This is a genomic window from Roseateles chitinivorans (genome assembly GCF_002761755.1).
Taxonomy (GTDB): Bacteria; Pseudomonadota; Gammaproteobacteria; order Burkholderiales; family Burkholderiaceae_C; genus Roseateles; species Roseateles chitinivorans.
This window is the reverse complement of record NZ_PEOG01000038.1, coordinates 1-17460: the sequence shown is the minus strand read 5'-3', so window position 1 is coordinate 17460 and position 17460 is coordinate 1. Positions and strand designations below refer to the sequence as shown.

18 protein-coding genes are annotated in these 17460 nt (G+C 69.6%); 11 read left to right on the top strand and 7 right to left on the bottom strand.

Annotated elements, in window-relative coordinates:
* Positions 1-58: 58 nt before the first annotated feature.
* Positions 59-1672 (bottom strand): hybrid sensor histidine kinase/response regulator, encoded by a 1614-nt coding sequence (locus CS062_RS14775; RefSeq protein ID WP_099862377.1) that lies wholly within the window; start codon positions 1670-1672, stop codon positions 59-61.
* On the bottom strand, positions 1669-2322 hold the full coding sequence (locus tag CS062_RS14770) for an MEDS domain-containing protein (protein ID WP_099862376.1): 654 nt from the start codon (positions 2320-2322) through the stop codon (positions 1669-1671). The genes CS062_RS14775 and CS062_RS14770 overlap by 4 nt, the downstream gene beginning before the upstream one ends.
* A 146-nt stretch (positions 2323-2468) precedes the next feature.
* Here CS062_RS14770 and CS062_RS14765 point away from each other — a divergent pair, with 146 nt between their 5' ends.
* A complete protein-coding gene (locus CS062_RS14765) occupies positions 2469-2699 on the top strand; it encodes a DUF2789 domain-containing protein (protein ID WP_099862375.1) in 231 nt (76 codons plus the stop codon).
* A gap of 1 nt (position 2700) precedes the next feature.
* Positions 2701-4773 carry a sensor histidine kinase gene (locus tag CS062_RS14760; protein WP_099862374.1) on the top strand — a complete coding sequence of 691 codons (2073 nt, stop codon included), beginning with the start codon at positions 2701-2703 and terminating at the stop codon, positions 4771-4773.
* A 245-nt stretch (positions 4774-5018) separates the two neighbouring features.
* Here the strand turns inward: CS062_RS14760 and CS062_RS14755 are convergent, their stop codons facing one another.
* Both CS062_RS14755 and CS062_RS14750 read right to left on the bottom strand, forming a co-directional pair.
* Positions 5019-5378 carry a four-helix bundle copper-binding protein gene (locus tag CS062_RS14755; RefSeq protein ID WP_233218067.1) on the bottom strand — a complete coding sequence of 120 codons (360 nt, stop codon included), beginning with the start codon at positions 5376-5378 and terminating at the stop codon, positions 5019-5021.
* 230 nt (positions 5379-5608) lie between these two features.
* Complete coding sequence (locus tag CS062_RS14750; protein ID WP_099862373.1) at positions 5609-5794, bottom strand: hypothetical protein; 186 nt, start codon at positions 5792-5794, stop codon at positions 5609-5611.
* Between the two features lie 19 nt (positions 5795-5813).
* Between CS062_RS14750 and CS062_RS14745 the strand changes: the two genes are divergently transcribed.
* The 4 genes from CS062_RS14745 to CS062_RS14730 are packed head-to-tail and all read left to right on the top strand — an operon-like array spanning position 5814 to position 11072.
* The gene (locus tag CS062_RS14745; RefSeq protein ID WP_099862372.1) at positions 5814-6950 is read left to right on the top strand and encodes a TolC family protein; all 1137 of its coding nucleotides are present in this window, start codon (positions 5814-5816) and stop codon (positions 6948-6950) included.
* Between the two features lie 49 nt (positions 6951-6999).
* Entirely contained in the window at positions 7000-9174 is a 2175-nt protein-coding gene (locus CS062_RS14740; protein WP_158238796.1) for an ATP-binding cassette domain-containing protein, read from the top strand.
* A 22-nt stretch (positions 9175-9196) separates the two neighbouring features.
* Positions 9197-10351 (top strand): HlyD family type I secretion periplasmic adaptor subunit, encoded by a 1155-nt coding sequence (locus CS062_RS14735; RefSeq protein WP_158238795.1) that lies wholly within the window; start codon positions 9197-9199, stop codon positions 10349-10351.
* A gap of 55 nt (positions 10352-10406) precedes the next feature.
* Positions 10407-11072, top strand: coding sequence for a response regulator (locus CS062_RS14730; RefSeq protein WP_099862369.1), 666 nt, complete (start codon positions 10407-10409; stop codon positions 11070-11072).
* An 85-nt stretch (positions 11073-11157) separates the two neighbouring features.
* On the opposite strand, the gene CS062_RS14725 is transcribed toward CS062_RS14730, so the two are convergent.
* Complete coding sequence (locus CS062_RS14725; RefSeq protein WP_158238794.1) at positions 11158-12330, bottom strand: EAL and HDOD domain-containing protein; 1173 nt, start codon at positions 12328-12330, stop codon at positions 11158-11160.
* A gap of 330 nt (positions 12331-12660) precedes the next feature.
* Between CS062_RS14725 and CS062_RS14720 the strand changes: the two genes are divergently transcribed.
* Positions 12661-13320, top strand: a complete 660-nt coding sequence (locus CS062_RS14720) for a YiaD family glycine zipper/OmpA-like lipoprotein (protein WP_099862411.1) — start codon at positions 12661-12663, stop codon at positions 13318-13320.
* 181 nt (positions 13321-13501) lie between these two features.
* Here CS062_RS14720 and CS062_RS14715 read toward each other — a convergent pair whose 3' ends face one another.
* Positions 13502-13705 (bottom strand): hypothetical protein, encoded by a 204-nt coding sequence (locus CS062_RS14715; protein WP_099862367.1) that lies wholly within the window; start codon positions 13703-13705, stop codon positions 13502-13504.
* Between the two features lie 21 nt (positions 13706-13726).
* Positions 13727-14251: a hypothetical protein gene (locus CS062_RS14710; protein ID WP_099862366.1), complete on the bottom strand. Its 525-nt coding sequence runs from the start codon at positions 14249-14251 to the stop codon at positions 13727-13729.
* 299 nt (positions 14252-14550) lie between these two features.
* Here CS062_RS14710 and CS062_RS14705 point away from each other — a divergent pair, with 299 nt between their 5' ends.
* The 4 genes from CS062_RS14705 to CS062_RS14690 form a co-directional block, all read left to right on the top strand.
* The gene (locus tag CS062_RS14705; protein ID WP_084452206.1) at positions 14551-14727 is read left to right on the top strand and encodes a DUF1328 family protein; all 177 of its coding nucleotides are present in this window, start codon (positions 14551-14553) and stop codon (positions 14725-14727) included.
* Positions 14728-14761: 34 nt separating this feature from the next.
* Positions 14762-15298, top strand: coding sequence for a ferritin-like domain-containing protein (locus CS062_RS14700; RefSeq protein ID WP_099862365.1), 537 nt, complete (start codon positions 14762-14764; stop codon positions 15296-15298).
* Positions 15299-15301: 3 nt separating this feature from the next.
* A complete protein-coding gene (locus tag CS062_RS14695) occupies positions 15302-16759 on the top strand; it encodes a phospholipase D-like domain-containing protein (RefSeq protein ID WP_099862364.1) in 1458 nt (485 codons plus the stop codon).
* Positions 16750-17460 (top strand): AsmA family protein (locus CS062_RS14690; protein WP_199174248.1); only part of this gene is annotated, 711 nt, incomplete at its 3' end. The genes CS062_RS14695 and CS062_RS14690, both read left to right, overlap by 10 nt.

The window sequence follows — 17460 nt, the reverse complement described above, 5'->3', positions numbered from 1 at the left end:
GGGCAGGCATTCTAGGAGGCCGTCCCGCGCGCGGGCCGCCTGGCGGGGGGCCGGGCCCTCAGCGCGCATCGGCGCGGATCAGGCGCTCGAGCGTGCGCGTCAGCCGGTCCAGGTCGATCGGCTTGACCATGTGCTCGTCGAACCCGCTGCTCAGGGCCTTGTCGCGGTCGGAGGCCTGGCCGTAGCCGGTCAACGCGATCAGCCGCGGCGCGGTCGTGCCGAGCTCGCCGTGGATCAGCGTCGCGAGCTGGTAGCCGTCGATGACCGGCATGCCGATGTCGAGCACCGCGGCGTCGAAACGCGAGCCGCGCAGTCGATCGAGCGCCTCCTGCGGCAGCGTCGTGGTGACCACGTCGTAGCCGGCGTAACGCAGCGCCAGCCCGAGCGTCTCGGCGGCATCCCGGTTGTCGTCGACGACCAGCACCCGTCCCTGCACCGGCGGCAGCGTGTCCAGCGCCTCGGCGGCCGGACCGGGTTCCGGTGGCACCGCATGGATCTCGGCCGGGAGCGTGACCCGGAAGGTCGCGCCCTGCCCCGGGCCCTCGCTGTGCACCGCCACCTGGCCGTGGTGCATCTCGACGAGCTGCTTCACGATCGCCAGGCCGATGCCAAGCCCGCCCTTGGAGCGGTCCAGAGTCGTCGAGCCCTGCTCGAACAGTTCGAACACCCGCGGCAGCATCTCGGCATCGATGCCCGCGCCGTTGTCCTGGACCTCGATCACCAGCGCCTGGCCTTCGGCACGCGCGGCGACGCGGATCTGGCCGTTGGTCGGCGTGTACTTGGCGGCGTTGCTCAGCAGGTTGACCACCACCTGCCGCAGCCGCGCCCGGTCGCCGACCAGCCGCAGCTCCGGACCGACGTCGCAGGCGACGCGCAACTGGTGGTTGCGTTCCTCGAGCAGCGGGCTGACGCCCTCGATCGCATCGCTCAGCAGGAAAGGCACATCCACTGGCTCGCGCGACAGCTCGATCTTGCCGCGCGTGATGCGGGTGATGTCGAGCAGGTCGTCGACCAGCTTGGACAGATGGCCGACCTGGCGCTCGATGATCTCGTGCTCGCGCGAGAGCTGGCCGGTCTGCAGCCGGATCAGGTGCAGCGCCGTGGAGATCGGCGCCAGCGGATTGCGCAGTTCATGACCGAGCATCGCCAGGAACTCGTCCTTGGCGCTGGCGGCGCGTTCACGCTCATGGTCCAGTCGGGCGGCGTGCAGGCCGGTGGATGCCAGCGTCGCGGCCGCGCGCATGAAGGCGCTCTGGTGCGCGGAGGGGAAGTCCGGCCGCGACGAGCCGAACCACAGGCTGCCCGCGCGACCGGCTGGCCCGAGGTACAGGCGCACGACGCGCAAGGTGCCCAGCGGCGATTCGAGCGCGGTGGCGGTGTCGGCGGCGTCGGGCATCTGCCGGCAGGCGGTGATGAAGTCGGTCCACGCGTCATGCGCGACGCGCACCCCGCCCAGTTGCAGCAGCGTCGTGGGCGCGGCGTCGGGCACCAGCGGCGCATGCACCAGGCAGACGGCGGTGCCGACGATGCGGTTGACCGCCTCGGTCGTCAGCTGCAGCACGGTGGCGGCGTCGCGGCCCACCCACAGCGCGGGCAACGCCAGCAAACCCATCAGGTCTCGCAGCGCCCGATCGGCGGCGGACGGTTCTCTTTCTCGGGACATCGTGGTCATTCGGCCCGCCGGCCCGGTGCCGGCACTGGAAGGGCCGCCGGTGCCGACCGTCCGCGGCGCCGGCCGGTGGCGCGACGCGCGAACAGCTCGCGCAGCATCTCGGCCGGCGGCGTGAAAAAGGGATTCTCGCGCAGCACGCCGCCGATCATCGTGAGCGGATGCGTCCGCAGCAGGTCCATCATGGTGGCGCCATCCAGCGGCGCCAGGTCGTAGACGCAGATCGCGAGCTGCTGGTTCGTGTCCAGCACGCGGTTGAGTCGCGCCTCGTATTCCAGCAGGTCCAGCCGGTCGATGCCGGGACGGACCGCCCAGCCCATCTGCGCCATGACCCGCAAGCCATCGAAGGGGCTGGACGCCGCGCCGCGCTCCGCCGTGGCGCGGTCCATCGCCTCGAGCAGTCCCTCGACGTCGAAGCCGCCGGCGCTGTCAGGCCACGGTCGCAGCACCAGCTGTCCGCAACGCTCGCAGGCCGGCACGTCGATGCCGGCGGCGCCCAGTCGCGTGCGATGCTCGTCGAGCCGGTCCGCCTCGACCAGGTGCAGGTTGCATTCGTTGCGCGCCTGCGCCTCGCGATAGAACGGCGCCAGCACCTGGCCGGCCTCCTCGCGACTGTCGAAGAACGCGCAGATGTGGAAATGGGTGGTGATCACTGCTCTCTCATTCCATCCGGGGCACGCGCCACGGACGTCCTCCGACCCGAGGTGTTGCGGCCATTGGACTGGCTCTTGTGAGTTAGGCTGGTGATGTTAGCCTTGATGAGTATGTGCGGAGCGCGAGCGCGCAAGGAGTACACCCCATGGAACCCGTCGTCCATCCGTTCTCGGCGCTGTTCGAGCAACTGGGACTGCCCGCCGGTGAGGCCGACATCCGCGCCTTCATCACGCGCCATCGCCCACTGCCGGGCGGCGTCAAGGTCCAGGACGCGCCATTCTGGACGCCGGCCCAGGCGAAGGCGCTGCGCGACATGCTGCTGGACGATGCCGACTGGGCCGAGGTGGTCGACCAGCTGAACCTGGCGCTCCACTGACTTGGCGCTCGACGCCACGCAGCCGGCCCCCGCCGGCCGGGACGACGTACTGGCGCGGCGGGTCCGGTTCGTTGTCGCGATCTCGGTCCTCCTGCTGGTCGCATTGATCGCCGGCTGGGCGGCCAGCCTGCCCACCGGCTTGCTGGCCGCCGTGCCCGAGGTCAGGCGTTTCGAACTCCGCGAGCTTTCCCTGACCGACCCGGAGGGCCGCGGCGATGGGGGCCGACTCGTCGACGCCCAGGACCGTCTCGCGCTCCCCGCTTTCGTCCGGTCCGACGGCGACCGGGCCCTGCACCGCGCCGTCTTCGAGATCGACCTGGGGCCGTTCATCGGTCCGGACGACGGCTTCGATCCCGCGCGCGACGGCGAGGCGGCCACGACGCGGCGACCGCCCGCCAAGAGCCTGGTGCTTTCGCAGGCGATCAATGGCGCCGACGTCTACCTGAACGGCGTCTGGCTCAACGGCCTGGCGCAATCACGGCCGCATGCCCGCTTCATGTGGTTCCGACCGCTGGTCATTGAACTGCCGCGCAAGCTGCTGCGCAGCGACGGGCCGAACCTCGTCACCATCGAGGTCAACAGCTGGGAGCCCTACTTCACCATCGCGCCAATGCTGGTCGGTCCCACGGATCACGCCTTCTACGTCGCCGAATCGATCGACTTCCTGTGCCGCACCCTGGCGAATGCTTCGCGCGGCTTCTGCCTGCTGGCCGGCCTGTTCATGGTGGGCGTGTGGTTGGCGAACCGGAGCGACCCGGCCTTCGGGCTGCTCGGCGCGGCCTCGCTGATCTGGGCCGCGGTCTACACGCTCTCCCTGTGGATCTACATGCCGGCGCCCTGGCGCCCGTTCTGGCTCTGGGCCTTCTACCTGTGCGCCGGTGCGCTGAACGTGCTGCTGATCCAGTTCATCCTGCGCTACATCGACCAGCCGCTGAGTCGCCGCGCGCTGGGCACGCTGGTGGCCATCTCGGCGGGTGCGGCGACGGTGTGGCCCTTCCTCGGACAGCTGGTCGAGTGGGACCTGGACATGTTCTGGATCTGGGTGCTGATGCCTTTCCAGGGCTGGGCCGTCTTCCGCCTGGCGCGGCATGCCTGGCGGACCCGCAGCAGCGACGCGATGCTGTTGCTGGTGGCGGTGCTGGTGGCCGGCGCGCTCATCCTGCATGACTACAACGTGCTGATGCAGTTGGTCCGGCGGCCGCCCCGCGATGACGACTGGACCCTGGTGCGCCTGCTCACCGCGCCGATCTACCTGACCCACCTGGCCCTGCCGCCGCTGCTGATCGTGATGGCGCGGGTGCACCTGACGAAGTTCCGCGCCAGCGTCGAGCATGTGCGCGAAGCCAACCGCATCCTCGCCGAGGCGCTGCGCCGCCGCGAGATGGAACTCGCCGTCAGCCACGCCCGGCAGCGCGACCTGGAGCGCGGCGAAGCGGCGCAGGAGGAGCGCGAACGGATCTACAGCGAGTTGCACGACGGCATCGGATCCAAGCTGGTGCGGACGATCTTCAGCGTCCGGGACGGCCGCCTGGACCGCGACCAGGTCGAGCGCGGACTGCTGGATGTGCTCCAGGGCGTGCGCGAGGTCATCAGCGAGACCGACACCACCGAGCACCGGCCGATCCAGGACATCCTGTTCGACTACAGCGTGGACCTGGATGCGCTGTTGAGCGCGCCCGATTTCCAGGTCAGCTACGACATCGAGAACGACCGGGAGTGCGTGCTGCTCGGGGGCCTGTCCAAGGAGGTGATGCGCATCGTCGAGGAGAGCGTGGCCAATACGCTGAAGTACGCGCGGGCCTCGCACCTGGGCCTGTCGCTGCGGCTGGAAGGAGACGCCCTGGTCCTGGTGGTCGAGGACGATGGCCAATCGGCCACCGGCTCGCCGTCACCGGTGCGGCCGGCCTTCGGCACCTCCACCGGCCAGGGCCTCGTCAACATGCGGGAGCGCGCTCGCCGCATGGGCGGGGAATACCGCTTCGAGCGCGGGCCGGACGGTGCGCGCTCGACCCTGACCTTGCCGCTCGTGTCGGCCCTCGCGACTCCTCGGGTCGAGCCGCTCCCCTCCGGCTGATGGGCGGGTCCGACCGTCGGTTGGGCGGCGGATTTGCGAAGCATCAAATCGCCCTCAATATCCGGCCGTGAATCCAAGCGTTCGTCCTTGACACGAATATATCCATCCGATCCAGGAAGCTCTCGCTTTCGCGGTATCACGCCGCCAATCTGATCGGACATATTCCAGCGACAAGTGAATATTCAGCACCGACGTGCTGAATATCAGAATCCAGGCACGAAAACCCTGGACGCATGGCGCGCCGCTCAGCCGGCCGGCTGCAGCCGATGCCGTTCGCCGGCATGGTCATCGCAGGCGGCTGCGCAAGCGCGGCAGGCTTGAGCGCAACGCTTGCAATGGGCATGGGAATGCCGCTCGCACTCCTCGGCGCATGCCCGGCACAGGTGGGCACACAACGCGCAGAAGTCACCGTGGTGCTCGGACTGACGCGAAAGCGCGCCCAGCGTCGCCTCGCAGATGTCGGCGCAATCCAGGTCGAGCAGGGCACAGGCCTCCAGGGTGCGGTCGCCGGAACGGATACAGGCGTTCGCGCACTGGCGGGTGGCGAGCAGCGCCTCGGCGCAGGCCCGCATGCACGGATCCAGGTCTTCAGAAGGGGCGGTCATGGCGCTTCCTTGGGGAGGAGTGGTGGAGACCGGATGTCGGCAACCGACATTCCCCGCCCGGCCTCGGCCGACGACCACTACTCAAATTTGCTAGTGCTCATTCGCCATTCAGGGGAGGCAGGTCGACGGGTGACAAAAGGCTAGCAAATAGATGCTATTGTTGACCGGCAAGACGGGAAACGAAACTGAGCACCGAAGCAAAACCACTCCACGGAGTTTCCGGTGCTGACTCAGAATTCATCCCGCGCGCCGAAGCGGGCGATTATTTCCACCTCGAAATGGCGGTATATCGCGGTCGCCGCGACGCTGTCGGCGAGCGCCGCCCGGGCCGCGGCCGACGAGACGCCGACCACGCCCGTCCCCGCGCACGACACCGCCGTCTCGGCCGCAGGCGTTGCCAGCGCATCGCCGTCCACTACCCGCTGGGGCGCGGAGATGGATGATTTCCTGGTGACCGCCCTGGCCGAGGATCCCTCGATCGAGCGCGCCCGCGCGTCGATCGCCGCGGCCGAGGACGGCATCACCGCGGCGAAATGGCAGTTCGGCCCCTCGCCCAGCATCAGCCGGGAGCTCGCCAGCGGCAGCCACCGCTATGTGAACGTGGTGCGCCTGCAGCAGCCGCTGTACAGCGGCGGCCTGCTGACCGCCAACCTGGGCGCCGCCCGGACGGCCCTGCGCAGCAGTCAGCAGGAGTTGCTCGCGGCCCAACTGCAGCTCAAGCTCAGGATCGTCCAGACCTGGGCGGACTGGGCGAAGGCCCGGGGGCGCGTCGACGCGCTGGAGACGCTGCAGGACAGCCATCGCCAACTGCTCGACATGATCCGGCGTCGCTACGCGGCCGGCGTCGCGACCAACGCCGATGCGGCGCTCGCGGCTTCCCGGGCAAGCGCCGTCCAGGCCGAACTCGCCCAGGCGCGGCTCGAAGAGGGCCTTCAGCGGGACCGCCTGGCGCGCCTGGCTCGTCGCCCGGTCGAGCCGTCCCTGCGGGCGGCGCTCGACGGCGAGCAGCCGGCCGCACCCGCGCTGAACCAGGTGCTGGACCGCATCCAGCTCGCCCCTGAGATCGCGCTGGCGCGCGCCAACGTCGATCTGGCGCGCGACGAACTGGCCAAGGCCAAGGCGGCGCTGATGCCTACCGTCAGCCTGCGCCTGGAGCACCAGAGCGGCGCCTACCGGGATCAGCGCGTCGGTCTCGTGTTCCAGGCCGGCCTGCAGGGCGGGCTGGCCGGGCTCGCCGGCGTCAACGCGGCACGCGCCCGCATCGCCGCCGCGGAGGCGGCGGTCGCCGCGACCGAGCAGGACCTCCTGGGCAACTACCAGCTGGAGTACACGCGCTTCGCCGCGGCCGGCGCTTCGCTGCGCAACGCCGAACTCACCGCCGCCACCGGCGAAGAGGTCCTGGCGTCCTACCGCCGGCAGTTCGAGGCGGGCAAACGTGCCTGGCTGGACCTGCTGAACATGGTCCGCGAAGCCCACGCCACCCGCCAGACCCAGCGCGATGCCGCGATCGACGAACGCGCTGGCCGGTACCGCCTGGCGCTGCTGCTGGGCGACGCCGCCGCCCGCGAATGAGCACCGCCGGCCCGCCGACTCCTCGCCGCCCCTTTTCAGGATCTCCGCCATGACCGCCCTTCTCTCCTCCGCGTCCGGTTCAACGACCGCGCCACCGCCCGCATCCGACGCACTCGCCACCGTCCTCGCGCAATGGATGCGCATCACGGGCCGGCCCATTCCGCTTGAACGGATCCGCCAGCATGGCGCGGCGTCCGCGCTGGCCGGCGACGGCCTGGACGCGGCGCGCGACCTTGCCGGACGTGTGGATGAGCAGACCCGGTTCGTCGTGCTGCCCGAGCCCCAGCGCGCCGCGCTGCCCTTGTTGTGCCATCACCCCGAACGCGGATGGCAGGTGGTGACGGCCCGGACAGCGCAAGGGCTCTGGACCTGCGCCGGCGCCGACGGTCTGCACCGCGACCTGGTCCTCGATGCCATTCCCTGCCTCCACGCGATCGCCGACGCCGACCTCGCGCCGTCAGGCGTTTCCAGCGCGCGCGGCATGATGCTTTCGCAGATCCGCGGGCAATGGCCGGTCTTCATGGAGGCCGCGGGACTTTCCGGGGTGCTGGCGACGATCGGCATCGCGATCTCGTTCTTCTCCATGCAGGTCTACGACCGGGTCATCCCCAACCAGGGCGTCCAGACCCTGTGGGTGCTGACCGCCGGCGTCGGCTTGGCCGTGCTGATCGAATTCCTGCTGAAGCTGGCCCGGGCTTCGCTGCTGGAGCCGCGACTGAAGCGGCTGGACATCGGCATCTCCAAGGCGCTGATGGCACGCCTGAACGCGGTGCGCCTGGACCAGCGCCCCGGCTCGGTCGGCACGCTCGCCTCGCAAGTCCAGAGCTTCGAATCGATCCGCGGGATCCTGTCGACCAGCACGCTGTTCCTGCTCTTCGACATGCCGATGGCGCTGATCTTCGCCTTGGTCATCGCGGCGATCGGCGGCTTCTGGATGGCGCTGCCGGCGCTCGTGCTGTTCGGCGTCACCGTGCTCACCGGCCTGCTGCGCGCCCGGCGCATCGTCCGCCTGACCGCGAGCAACCAGTCCGGCGCGAATGCCAAGACCGGCCTGCTGGTGGAAACCATCGAAGGCACCGAAGCCATCAAGGGCCTGGGCGCGGCATGGCGCTTCGAGGCCCGCTGGGCCGGGCTGTGCGAAGTGAATGCCGCGCAGAGCCAGGCGCTCAAGCATGAAAGCGACACCACCTCCTACATCGCCGCTGCGCTGCAGCAGGTCAGCTACATCTCGCTGATCTGCGTCGGCGCCGTCCTCGCGATCGAAGGACAGCTGACGCAGGGCGCGATCGTCGCGTGCTCGATCCTCTCCGGCCGTGTGCTGTCGCCGCTGGCCTCCATCCCGCCGCTGCTGGTGCAACTGGGCAGCGCGCGCGCCTCGATGAAGGCGCTCGACGCGATCTTCAAGCTGCAGGTCGACAACGAGGCCATCGAACGCCCCATCGTCCCCGAGACCGTCCGCGGCGAGCTGCGCTTCGACGATGTCGAATTCGCCTACCCCGGCCAGAAGGAGCCGCTGCGCATCGGTCATCTGCACATCCGTCCTGGCGACAAGGTCGCGATCCTGGGCACCGTCGGCGCCGGCAAGACGACGCTGCTGTCGCTGGCTTGCGGCCTGTCGAAGCCGACGCGCGGCACGGTCTACCTCGACGGCGTGGACCAGCAGCAGATCCACGCCGGCTGGCGTGCATCGCATCTGGCCTATGGCCCGCAGCACGCCTGGCTGTTCGCCGGAACGCTGCGCGAGAACCTGCTCTTCGGTCTGCCCGATGTCAGCGACGAAGTGCTGATGGCGGCCTGCCGCAGGACCGGCCTGTGGCCCATGGTCACGCAGCACCCGCTGGGCCTGGACCGGAAGTTGTCCGAGGGCGGGCGCGGCCTGTCGGGCGGCCAACGCCAACTGGTCGCGCTGACCCGGCTGGTCCTGGCCGACCGCCCGGTGTGGCTGCTCGATGAGCCGACCTCGGGCATGGATGACGCGCTGGAGCAGTCGACGGTCCGCCTGATGAAGCAGCTGCTGAAGCCCGAGGCGACCTTGCTGCTCGTGACGCACCGCCTCTCGATGCTGGCGCTGGTCGATCGGGTGATCGTGCTGTCGCCCCAGGGCGTCGTGCTGGACGGACCGCGCGATGAGGTCGTCGCCCGGCTGCAGGGCCGCGTCGCGCCGCCCGCCCCGTCCACCACCCCGGCCCCGCCCACCGTTCGCGCCGTCGCGACGGCGCCATGACCCCTGCCTTCCGGAGATTCCTATGAAACACGCGAATGCGCCGCACGACGACCAGACTCGGATCCGCTGGACCGTCATCGCCACGCTGGCGGCCCTGGGGGCCGGGCTGTGGTGGGCCTCTCAGGCCGAGATCGAACAAGTGACTCGCGCCAGTGGCAAGGTCATGGCATCCTCCCGCACACAAGTCATCCAGGCGCCCGATGGTGGCGTGGTGGAGCAACTGTTCGTGCATGAGGGAGAGGCCGTGCGCAAGGGCGACCTGCTGGTCCAGCTGGACAACACCAAGGCCAGCGCCGCGCTGGCGGATTCGAGCGAGAAATCCGCAGCGCTGAACGCCTCGCTGGCGCGACTGCGCGCGGAGACCCTCGGCACACCATATCGCCCGGCCGGCACCGGCGCCTTCAATGAACTGCAGCGACGCTTGTACGAGCGCCGCCACACCGCGCTCGAGGAGGAACTGGCGGTGCTGTCCAAGTCCGCCGAGCTCGCCCGGCGCGAAGTGGAACTGAACGAACCACTGTTCAAGGTAGGTGACATCAGCGCCGCCGAGTTCCTGCGCCTGCAGCGCGCCGCGAACGAGGCGGCGGGTCAGGTCACGACGCGTCGCAACCGCTTCCTGCAGGACGCGCAGGCCGAACTGGCCAAGACGGAAGAGGAACTCGCCAGCGTCCAGCAGATGCTGAACGATCGCCGCGGCAATCTCGAGCACACGGCGCTGCGCGCGCCGGTGGACGGCGTCGTCAACCTGATCACGCTGACCACGGTCGGCGCGGTGCTGCGCGCCGGCGACGAGATCATGCAACTGCTGCCGACCGGGGACGACCTGATCATCGAAGCACGGCTCCGCGCGGCTGACATCGGCTTTGTCCGCCCCGGCATGCCGGCCACGATCAAGCTCGATGCCTTCGACTACAGCATCTACGGTGCGCTGGATGGCGTCGTGACCTACGTCAGTCCCGATGCGCTGACGGAGCGCACCCCGCAAGGCGAGCAGCCCTATTACCGGACCCACATCCGCGTCGGCGGCAAGCGCTTCAAGGGCGAGAAGGCCGATCGCATCGTGATGCAGCCGGGCATGACCGCCACGGTGGAGGTCATCACCGGCCGCCACACGGTGCTGGACTACCTGCTCAAGCCCGTCAAGAAGACGATGTCGGAGTCCCTCGGCGAGCGCTGAGGGCACGACCCCTTTCCCACTTCACAACAATCCAGACCTTCAGGGGATTCCACACATGATCACTGTCACCATCATCGAAGACGACGCGGCAGTTCTCCAACGCCTGATCGACGTCGTGTCCGCCAGCAGCGCCTGCCAGATCGTGGGCATCGGCCGCAACCGCGGCGAATCGGTCTCCGCGATCCTGGCCAACCGCGCCGACATCTATCTGGTGGACCTGGGCCTGCCGGACGTGGACGGCATCGACCTGATCAAGCTGATCAGCGAAAAGTGCCCGGACGCGCGCAGTCTGGTGATCAGCACCTTCGGCGACAGCAAGCACGTGATGCGCAGCCTGCGCTCGGGCGCTTCCGGCTATCTGCTCAAGGAGGAGATCCAACCCAGCCTGATCGACAAGATCATTGCCACCCACAACGGCCACGCGCCGCTGAGCCCGGCGGTGTCGCGCCTGGTGCTGGACAAGCTGGAAAGCCTGGAGACCGGCGTGAAGCCCAAGGTCGACCGTGCCCAGAAGCTCAAGGAGCTCGGCCTGGGACAACGTGAATGGAGCGTGCTGAACCTGCTGATCGAAGGCCTGCCGATCGTCGACATCGGCAACCGGCTGTCGATCTCGCGCTTCACGGTGAACCAGCACCTGCGCTCGATCTATCGCAAGCTGAATGTGAACTCGCGCGCGATGGCGACCAGCGTCGCCCGCATGCACGGGCTGATCGACGACTGATGGCTGCGTCGACCCAGTCGCCGTACTGAAATGAAGAAGCCGCCCGAGGGCGGCTTCTTGCATGCGGCGTCGAACTTGGCATCGATCACAGGCGCGGCGTTTCCGGCAGCGCGGACCTCCGCACAACGGGCTTCGTCACCGCTGGCGGCCAGTTGCGTCCACCTTGCCGCAGCCGCATGCGCAGCAGCTGTCTGCACATGTAGAACGACGCCCGATCGGCATCGGTGGGCGTTCTCACCCGCCCCTGCTCCTTCAAGCGCCGCTGCCCCTGCGCCAGTTCTTCACGCAGCCGGGCGCTCAGCGGATGCTCCCGGCCGTGGATCGCGGCAATGCCGAACACCGAGAGCCAGGCCATCAGGACCGGGCGAGGCACCGAGGCCAGCACCTCCGCCAGCGATTCGGAGGTGGACACGCTCTGCGCTGCATGGATCTCCTGCACGCGCAGCAGCCGCGCGACGAGCGACGGATGCAAGCCCGCCACCATGGCCAGCGTGTCGGCGCAGGCACCGGCACCCGCGAGTTGCAGCAGCTGGGCCACCACGCGACCGTCGGCTGCGGGCAGTGCCGGCACGGCGATCGTGGCCGGGCGCGCGATGCCATAACCCTGGAAGAAGTCCGCGCCAGCACGCAGCGCACGCTGGTGGGCCTCGTTGTGGTCGACCTTCTCCGCGATCACGGCCAGGCCGAGCTGATGTGCCTGCCGGATCAGCGATCGCAATGCCAACGGAGCGAGCCCCAGCATGTCGATCTTGGCGAACTGGGCCCAGGGCGCCAGGGCCCACCGCGGGTCGTCCAGGGACACGATGTCGTCCAGCGCGAACCGGTAGCCCCGACCATGCAGAGCCTGGATCCGCCGCACGAGGGCGGTGTCCACCTCGACCGTCTCCAGCAACTCGATGACGCCGACGTCGGGGGTCATCGCCTCGGCGACCGGGCTCATCAGCGTGCGGCCGTCCATGTTGACCAGCAGATCGCCCAGCGGATGCTCCGCGGCGGTCGCGCCGGTCAGGAGCGCGCCGTCGATCAGCGCGTTGGACAGCACGGCGGCGGTCGCCTGCGCGCCGAGTTCCGGGCCGACCGGTCCGTCATCGCCATTCCAACGGAACAGCAACTCGGTCGCGACGACGCGGCCCGTGCGATCGATGATCGGCTGGCTGGCGTAACGGACATGGGGGCTGAGGGGTTCGCGCGACGGGCGGGGCGGCGAAGTCGTCGCATCGCTGACGGGGATGCGGCCGGGGTCGGAGGGGCGGGACATGACTTTCCGCGGAGTGGAAGAACAAGGCTTCATGCTAGGAATCGCCCACTCGAGACCAAATAGCAAACCCCTGTCATCCCTGACCATCGACTAGCAGTTATAGGTGGGTTGCGCTGACTGAGATCAATGGGATCGCGCGGGCGCCGCGCTTGCCCCTGGCGATCACCGTCAGCCGTGCGTGCGCCGGAACCCCGGCGCAACGCACGGGCAACTCATCCGCCGGCCTCGGGTCAGGCCGCCGCCGCACGGAAGCACTCCGCGCGGACGGCGGGACTGCCATCCGGGCCGTTGGGTTTTCTTATCCGGAGCACAAGGAGAATCGACATGCAGATGCGACACCCCCGTCTGGCCGTGGCTGCCCTCGCGGCGGCCGTCCTGGCAGGCTGCGCCAACATGGATGAACGCCAGCGCGGCACCGCGGGCGGCGCGGCGATCGGCGCGGTCACCGGCGCGGTGATCAGCTCGGCCACCGGCGGCAAGGCCGGCACCGGCGCCCTGATCGGTGGCGCCGTGGGCGCGGTGGCCGGCAATGTCTGGTCGCGCCACATGGAGGACAAGCGCCGCGCGATGGAACAAGCCACGCAAGGCACCGGCGTCGAAGTGACGCGCACCGCCGACAACCAGCTCAAGCTCGATGTCCCGAGCGACATCTCGTTCGCGACCAACAGCGCGACGCTCGAGCCGCGCCTGCGCCCGGTGCTGGACGCCTTCGCCAACGGGCTGAACAGCAATCCGTCGCCGACGGTGGTGCGGGTCGTCGGTCACACCGACAACACCGGCAGCGACGCGATCAACGATCCGCTGTCGCTGCGCCGGGCGGAGAGCGTGCGCGGTTACCTGGCCGACCGCGGCGTGCGCGCCGACCGGATCGAGGTCGCCGGCCGCGGATCCCGCGAGCCGATGGTGTCGAACGACAGCGCCGAGAACCGCGCGAAGAACCGCCGGGTCGAGATCTTCCTGCGCGAGCCGCAGCAGGGCTCCGGCGGCTGACCGAAGGAGCGCCCGGCATCCCGCCGGGCGCGCTTCCTGACGGTCCCATGCAGGCGCCGGCGCGGCGCCTCCCTTCACAGGACCATCCACGACGAATGGCCTGCCACCCCGGCACAGGGGTGGCAGGCCTTTTCGCTTCGGGCCCGTTGGAACACTCCGCGGCCCTGAGCGAAAAACCGGATCAGTGCGACGGCTTGGACGGCTGCGGCCCCATGTGCGGCCCGGTGCGATGCAATGCGCCGCCCTCTCCTTCCCAGGTGGTCATTTCCTCCGGTTTCCCGTGGGAGGTCTTCAGGCGCTGCTCGGTGCGCCGCGCCTGCCATTGCCACAGCGCGTAGCCCGCCAGGCTGGACAGGGCGATGGGGACGAGTCGTTTCATCAGCATGGTGTCGCTCCTCGCGATCGATCAGCGCGTCGGCGCGCTGGCCTTGGGCTGGCGCGGCGGCGGCACGTCGGGACCCGGACGCATGGTGGCGCTCGGCGGCGATGCCGGCGCACCGGCGGCGGTCGGGTTCTCCTGCACCAGCCGCTCGATGCGAGTCAGGATGCCGCCGCTCTGCACGCTGCCGTCGCGCGTGCCCTGGCCCATCACCATCATCCGGCAGTCCTCACGATCGGCCTCGGCGACGCGCTGGCAGCGCAGCATCGCGTTGTTGGCGAGTTCCTGCGTGCTGGCGGTGCGCAGGTTGCCGCGCAACGCCTCCTGACGGGCGGCACCGGCTTCCTTGAGACAGGTCGCCTGGCTCTGGCCGGTCTTGCCGGACAGGCAGTCTGCCCGCTCCTTCTCGTAGGTGCGCTGGATCTCCGACTTGGAGGCGCTGCCAGCGGCAAACGCCGGCGCGGCCACCATCATCACGGCCGACAGCACGGCGCCGGCCGTGACCAGGGCGGCGGTGGACGGCGACGAGAGGGTCTTGTTGAACTTGATCATCTTGAATCCTTTCCGGCGCGGGGCGCCACGGAGTCGGACGTCGGGAAGGGAGGATGAAGCAAGGCTAGGCCGACGCGAGGGTCGCGTCTGTCGTACCGCGCCGGTGCCGTGTGTAGGACGAGTCCGGCAGTGCCACGCGATCGCCGCCGAGGGCTTTGGAGGCGGGTCCGGCCCTGCCTCGCCCTGCGGCGTGCTGTCCTACAGCCGGACGTGGACCCTGCTGATCCCCGCCCGCGCCGCCTCGCGCCAACATGCCCTGCAAGCGCCGCGCCGCGGCCGATCACCTGAAAGGAATCGTCATGTTGAAGTGGGCCTTGATCTTCGCCGTGATCTCGCTGGTGGCGGGCGTGCTCGGCTTCACCGGCATCGCCGCCGGCGCTGCCGGCATCGCCAAGATCCTGTTCGGGATCTTCCTGGTCATCTTCCTGGTGCTGCTGGTGCTTGGCATCACCGGCGTGAACGCCCTGCGAAAGTGACCTCACCGTTTGCCGCCTCCAGAGGAGCCCGCCCATGAACGCCCCTGAACACAAGCACCTGCAGCTGGACGAGCAGGCCTTGCAACGCGCTCGCCAGCACCTGGACGAAGGCCCGGTCACGCCCAGCTACGGCCCGTGGCGCGATGACGTGATCCGCCTGCTCAACGACGCGCTGGCCACCGAGCTGGTCTGCGTGCTGCGCTATAAGCGCCACTACTTCACCGCGCACGGCCTGAACTCGCCGCGCATCGCCGAGGAGTTCCTCGAGCACGCCACGCAGGAGGCGGTGCATGCTGACCGCCTCGCCGAGCGCATCGTCCAGCTGGGCGGCGATCCCGACTTCAAGCCGGACTCGTTGACGCGTCGCAGCCATGCCGAGTACGACGAGAGCAAGGACTTGAAGGCCATGCTGCGGTCGAACCTGGTGGCCGAGCGCATCGCGGTCGAGGCCTACCGGCAGATGATCCAGCTGATCGGCGACAAGGATCCGACGACGCGTCGCATCCTCGAGGAAGTCCTCGCCGAGGAAGAGGAACACGCCGACGACCTGGCCGACCTGCTGAGGGATTGAGCGATGCGCCGGCGCGTCGCGGCCCTGCTCCTGATGCTCGGCGCGAGCTTCGGACTCGTCGCCTGCGGCACGCCGCGTCCGCCGGTCAATGGCCGGCTCCCCGACCCGCCGGCGTCGGCCCCGGCGCTGACGCGGGTCGCCGCGCAGGTGGACGTCGTCGGACCGCGCGGGCCGATGAACCAGGCGAACCGGGAGCAGGCGCTGCGCGCGGCCGCCGCGCAGGGCAAGGCCGATCTGCTCAAGCGCCAGATCGCCGCGATGTCCTCGTTCGGCGATGTCGATCTCTATGCCGGCAATGAAGCGTCGCTGCTGGTCGACGGCCCGGCCACCTTCGCCGCGATGTTCTCGGCCATCGGCAAGGCGCGCCGGCAGATCGTGCTCGAGAGCTACATCATCGAGGACGCCGATGTCTCGCAGCGCCTGGCCGACCTGCTGCTGCAGCGCCGGGCGGAGGGCGTCGAGGTCGCGCTGATGTACGACGCGGTCGGCTCGATGGGCACGCAGGACGCCTACTTCGATCGGATGCGCCAGGGCGGCATCGCCGTCTGCGCCTTCAACCCGGTCAACCCGCTCAAGCGCGCCCGGTATCACAAGATCACCCACCGCGATCACCGCAAGATCCTCGTCGTCGACGGCGAGACCGGCTTCACCGGCGGCATCAACATCAGCGCGGTCTATTCCTCCGGCTCGGGCGGCCTGGGCAGTCGCGGCGCCTCGCGGCCGCCGAAGCCCGCGGCAGCCGCCAGCGGCGCCGATGGCCAGGGCGGCGACAACGGCTGGCGCGACACCATGATCCAGGTGCGCGGCCCGGCCACGCGGGCACTGCACACGATGTTCCGGGAGGTCTGGGCGCAGCAGCAATGCGAGGGCACCGTCGCCGCGATCGAGCCGCCGGCCGGCCCGCCGCCGGGACGGCAGCTGATGCGGGTGATCCCGTCGACCCCGCAGGATGCCGAGAACCGCATCTACACCCTGCTGCTGGGCAGCATCCGCGCGGCGCAGCGCAGCGTGTACCTGACGATGGCCTATTTCGCGCCCGGCCAGGACATGGTCGACGCGCTCTGCGACGCTGCCGGTCGCGGTGTCGACGTCCAGCTGATCCTGCCCTCGCGCAGTGACTTCTCGCCGGTCATGCATGCCGGCCGCAGCCACTACGAGCGGCTGCTGAAGGCGGGCGTCCGGATCCATGAGCTGCAGGACGCGGTGCTGCACGCCAAGACCGCGGTCATCGACGGCGTCGTCTCGACCGTCGGCTCCAGCAACATGGACTGGCGCAGCTTTGTCTACAACAACGAAGTCAATGCCGTCGTGCTGGGCGAGGACTTCGGCGACGCGATGACCCGCATGTTCGAGCGTGACCGCGCCGCATCGCAGGCCATCGACCTGCGGCGCTGGCAGGACCGCGGCGTCTGGCAACGCGGCAAGGAATTCTTCTCGAGGATGTTTGAACAATGGTGGTGAAGGACTCGCCCACGGCAGGACCGGACGGCATGCCGCCGGGACCGGCCCCTCGACGACATCGGCACCGGCACGGCTGGGCGATGGGACTGCTCGCGCTGCTGGCGATGCTGCTGGTCACCATCGGCATCTGCGAATGGCTGGGCTGGCCTTTCCTGCGCCGTCCGGCGGAGCAATGGCTGAGCCAGAAGCTGGACCGCCAGGTGCGGTTCGACGGCACCGAGGGCCAGGACTGGCAGCTGCGGCTGATCGGTCACCTGCGGCTGCGCGCGCACAGCGTCACGGTCGCCGGTCCGAGCTGGAGCACCCTCGGCGGTCCGACCCTGCAGGCGCAGGACGCCTCCCTCACGCTGCGCTACAGCGACCTGCTGGCCCTGCGCCACCAGGGCCAGGCCTTGCGGGTGAAGGCGCTGCGGGCCGGCGAACTGGCGCTGCGGCTGGAACGCGACGTCGAGGGCCGCGCCAGCTGGCAGTTCGGCGATCAGCCGCCGAGCGACACCCAGGTCCGTCGCCGTCCGCGCATCGACGGCATCGTCTTCGACCTGCTGGAGGTCCGCCAAGGCACGGCGTTGGTGGACGACAAGATCCAGCGGCTCTCGCTGCTCGCGCGTTTCGCGCTGCGCGAGACCTGGACGACGGCCGGGCAGGCCGCCAGCGCGGTGGGCGCCGGCGACGGGCCTGCGCCGGGGGCTTCGGGCGCGACC